Raw genomic sequence first — 3191 nt, forward strand, 5'->3', positions numbered from 1 at the left:
AAATGACCTGCCCCTCGCCCCCGCAACAAACATCAACCGGGAACGGGATCGGAGGCAGTCGAATTACTTAGCGTAAGACGTGGACAGCCCAGCCGCTCAGGGAGAGACGCTGGGGGATCGGCAGAGGGAGAATGGCAGCGCGCGATTTCTCCCGCTCATGATGGGACATCAGCAACAACCGCGGCGACAAAGCGCGCCGGAACCCGCGTGAAACATCCGTTTCACTTCAGCAAGATGAAAAGTCGAGAAATTCAATAGAAGAACAGGCGCACCACCCCGTCCGGTTCGCCTGTCATCAGAAAAAGTCTTACGGGGAATCTGACTACCGAATTGTTTTCGCCAGTGATGCGATCAGGTCATACAACAGGTCGAGCGACTGATTGGCTTCTTCCACCGTGATCGTCAGCGGTGGACTGACGCGCAGCACCTTGCCTGCGAGAGCTCCCAGCAGGTGAATGCCGGTATTGTCCTGACCGACGTAACACGCCTGCACGATTTTCGCGGCGACTTCACCGGCAGTGAGTTGTCCAACACTGGCGCACTCAAACCCAAACACCAGCCCTTCCCCACGTACGTGGTTCACCAGTCCAGTTGATTTCAGGCGTTCCAGTCCCTTGATAAAGAGGGGCATCAGCTTGCGGGCATGATTCAGAACGTCCGTCGATTCAAACTCATCAAGCGTTGACAGAACCGCTGCACAGGAAAGCGGATTGGCACTCCACGTATCGGAGGCCTCGCCATACTTCATCGTGGCGAAGACATCACCACGAGACGCTACGGCGGCGACCGGAATACCGTTCCCCAAGCCCTTGCCAAGCACCACCATGTCAGGTTCGATGCCATAAGCTTCGAAGGCGTACATCGCCCCGGTCCGGCCAAAGTTGGCCTGGACTTCATCGAAGATCAACACAATGTCATGCTCGCGACAGAACTTCTGCAGCATCTGATGATAAGCGGCAGGAGGATGGAAACTTCCTCCCCCCCCCAGATACGGTTCGGTAATCAGGCACGAGATTTTCCGCCCGAACTGGCGCCACAGGTCTTCGAGTTCCTGCTGATATTTAGACAGGTCAATCGCGGCGGGATCAAAGCCCGCGTCGATAATCTCTTCCATCGGGAAGCTGATGAATCGGACTCGTGGATCTCTTTCGGCATCCTTTTCTGATCCGGTTACGGCATTCGCGAGCCCCTTCTTTCCGTGAAACCCGTAACGGGTCGCCAGAATGATGTCTCGGGTTCGATCCCGGGAAAGACTTGCCCAGATTGCTTTCTGAACCGCTTCCGATCCCGAAGCGGCCCAGACGATTGTGTCGAGCCGTTCACTCCCTTTGCTGCGGCGAAGGTTCGCCAGCAGACGTTCGACAGCCTGTGTTTCGATTTCGGTAATCCCGTTGTACGCCGTCAGCGTTACCGCGGGGACATACTCGTTCGCCCCTGCGGGGGATCCACCGAAAAACTCGGGCGACCAACCCATATACCGCCCCAGCGCCTGCAGCCAGCGTTTGGGATTGTGGCCCAGATTGGCAACCAGCACACCGGAAGAATAGTCGTACAGCTTTCGACCTTCCGGCGTCCAGTGGTAGACACCTGCCGACTTGGCAAAGACTGCCTGGGATGGTGTGAACGTCCGCAACGCCACGGGTTCGTGCTGAGCAACAATCTTACGAGCAACGTTTGAACGGTTTTCGTTGGGGAATTCAATCGACACAGTCATCGCGTGGTCTTCCAGTAAGTCTTAGCCGTACCTTTCTCAAGTCTGTTTGAGTATTTCAAAATTCAGGTATCGGTAAAAGCCTGCTGATGTACAAAACCGCGATGCCACGTCGATTTTGTTGAAATTCCGAGGCGCAGCACACAGCTCTGCGCGGACGAAGTGGAATTCGCGTTCCGCTTACCTTCATCAGACCCGCTGCAGCCGGAATCGACTTGGCCGATTGCTTTTTCAGTTGTCACCCGCATGATGGGATGACAACTGAAAGTGACATTCCCCTCACTCTGTGAGAAACCGACCCTCATGGCGATTGAGTTCCCCTGCCGGTACTGCCAGGCAATCATCCGTGTTCCCGACAGCGCCAAAGGGGGCAAAGGGCGATGCCCCAAATGCGCCATGCGGATCACCGTCCCATCCAAATCGCAACCGCTTCACACCGAAGCCCCTCAGCAAGTCGAACTGTTCAAGCAGGAAGATGAGCCTGTGACGTTACAGGCCGCAGAGGACGAACCCGACACGGATGGCCCCATCGTGTTTGCAGAGGCACCGCCCGAACTGACCCACTCCGAACAGCAATTCCCGCCCCCCTCGGAAACGGTGACCGACCGCCTCGGAAAACTGCCCGTCGAAACACCGCCCCGCGCGAGAGCAATCACTCGCCGCCCTGAAAAGAAGAAGAAACCCAACCCGCTGGCCAAAGGGATCGGATTCACTCTTCTGGCAGTGGCCCTCATCGCAGCCGGAATCTATGCATTTTCGCTATCGATGAGCACCAAAATCACAGGGCGAGTCAGCGCACAGACGGCAGAAAGCCTGGACCTTCCTCCGGTCGTGATTCGCAAATCACACTTCAAACTTCCCTCGGAATTTGTCGACGAAGCCCTCAGCCAACTGGAGCAAAACCCCGTCCCCCTCAACAGCCAGATGATGCAAATCAGACTGAAAGGATCGACGGAAGGCCTCGCCGTCAGTCTCGATGCGGGCGAGCAGGCGCGGTTCTATCGAGTGGAACTGGACGAGCTGCCGACACTCAAGAAATACCTGTCTCATCAGCTTCTCAACCTGGAAGAGAAGCGTTTCTCCCAGATCACTACCTCTGCGACCGCGTTCCTTGAGACATACAGCAAGGTGATCGCGAAAGAGACCAGCGCCCAGAGCATTACGGTCTTCCGAGATTCCATGGCAATCCCCGCACTGGTCCAGGGCCTTGGCTTTGAACTGGTAGCGCAACACGCGCGCACGCTGTACCGATGCGTCTACCAGGATCGAGAGGGAGGCTACTACTTCCTGCTTCCCCCAGGAGTGACGGATTTTAAGATCGTCGGACAAACTCACGCCGACGGTCAAGCCCCTGTCCCGCTGGAAATCGAGGTCCACGTAGACGGCTCGATCAGTCCGCTGCCCAGCTTGCAGAAACCGGACACCGAAAACTCACCGCCGACCGACTCAGACGAGAAGAAAGCCCCTTCCGAAAAACTCA

1 protein-coding gene and 1 pseudogene are annotated in these 3191 nt (G+C 56.6%); one reads left to right on the top strand and one right to left on the bottom strand.

The features are described from left to right. Nucleotides 1-322 precede the first annotated feature (322 nt). Complete coding sequence (locus VGE80_RS22695; protein ID WP_440594229.1) at nt 323-1714, bottom strand: aspartate aminotransferase family protein; 1392 nt, start codon at nt 1712-1714, stop codon at nt 323-325. Between the two features lie 300 nt (nt 1715-2014). On the opposite strand from VGE80_RS22695, the pseudogene VGE80_RS22700 reads away from it, so the two are divergent. Then, nucleotides 2015-3191 (top strand): annotated as a pseudogene (locus VGE80_RS22700) (hypothetical protein); the annotation flags it as partial.

Origin of the sequence: Schlesneria sp. (assembly GCF_036405755.1) — a bacterium.
GTDB classification, from domain to species: domain Bacteria; phylum Planctomycetota; class Planctomycetia; order Planctomycetales; family Planctomycetaceae; genus Schlesneria; species Schlesneria sphaerica.

What these genes read in the sequence shown, in the direction of transcription:
- VGE80_RS22695 (WP_440594229.1), bottom strand. Translation starts at nt 1,714, where the DNA reads ATGACTGTGTCGATTGAATTCCCCAACGAAAACCGTTCAAACGTTGCT.